At 63.1% G+C, this 1,094-nt stretch carries 2 protein-coding genes; both read left to right on the top strand.

Annotated elements, in window-relative coordinates:
- Positions 1-330, top strand: a 330-nt coding sequence (locus tag ASJ79_RS24480) for a hypothetical protein (RefSeq protein WP_231751015.1), incomplete at its 5' end; no start/stop codon positions are given.
- Positions 327-593 carry a hypothetical protein gene (locus ASJ79_RS24475; protein ID WP_067961084.1) on the top strand — a complete coding sequence of 89 codons (267 nt, stop codon included), beginning with the start codon at positions 327-329 and terminating at the stop codon, positions 591-593. The genes ASJ79_RS24480 and ASJ79_RS24475, both read left to right, overlap by 4 nt.
- Positions 594-1,094 lie beyond the last annotated feature (501 nt).

Here is a 1,094-nt window from a genome sequence, read left to right as displayed (position 1 = left end):
GTTCGTACCTACAATTCAGGAATGCGGGAGGCTGATGCGGTGATCGACTGGACATGCGCGGCGATGATCGGGGCGCTGGCGGGCGGAGCGTTCTGGGCGGTGGCGGTGTACGCGCTGATCGCAGCGCAAGGCACTCCGGCCGCGTGGATATCGGTCGTGATCGTGGCCGTGGTGCTGGTGGCTGTCGGCACGGGCCTTTTCCGCAGCACCGGCTCTGCCGAGAGGCGTTGTTACGGAGCGGGATTGGTGTTGGCGCCGTTCACCGGGTTGGTGCCGGTGGTGGTGTTCGCAGCCGCCGGGGTGGCTGCGGAAGTGGGGGCGGGGTTGTGACGAATCCGGAGGTTGTCCGTACCCAGCAGCCGGGCGTGCTGCTGGCGGGGTTCTTCGTCGGGTTCGCGTCGGTGTGCCTGACGTTGGGCGTGTTCTGGCCGTTCGCGCCGCTGTTCCCGGCGGTGGTCGCCGGGATCGCGGCGCTGGTGCCCGCCAAGGGGCACTTCGAGTTCGCGAAGGGCGCACTGATCGCGGTGCTGGGCGTCGTGGCGTTCGAGATTCTGTTCGTGGTGCTGATGTTCGCGGGGGCTGGGCTTCGTTAGTTCTGCAGTGGAACCCGAAACCCCCAGGATTCATGGATCGCGCCACCGCTCGCCACAGTCTTGAACTGTGCTGGACGCACGGGCGCGCTGCAGTGAGCATCACGATCAAGGGTGCGGAAGCAGCTTCGTCTGTACCCGATAAAGCAGGAACTCGACCGTCAGGCCCTTAGTCTGCGCATAGTGTTCGACACGACTGCGAACCGACTTATCTGGTTGACCGGTAATAATGATGAGATGCGCTGAGTCGTACCCATGTTTCTTTGCATGGCGGCTCAAATCATCCAGGTACTGCTGAGTCTGTCCAGCGGACCTGTCATCGGGTTGAGCTGCCTTCAGCTCAATCGCGACGAGCTGATTGATCGACGGCCTTTTACGGAGGTTCCCCAGTTTCAGTGGACACCTGAGATAGCGGGACGGTGTCCTGCTGGAAGGATGTCGACATGTCGCGGACGCGTCGGTCGTTCACACCGGAGTTCAAGGTGGAGGCTGCTCGTCGGGTGA

Origin of the sequence: Mycobacterium sp. NAZ190054, from assembly GCF_001545925.1 — a bacterium.
Classification (GTDB): Bacteria; Actinomycetota; Actinomycetes; order Mycobacteriales; family Mycobacteriaceae; genus Mycobacterium.
This window is presented reverse-complemented; position numbering and strand designations above follow the sequence as displayed.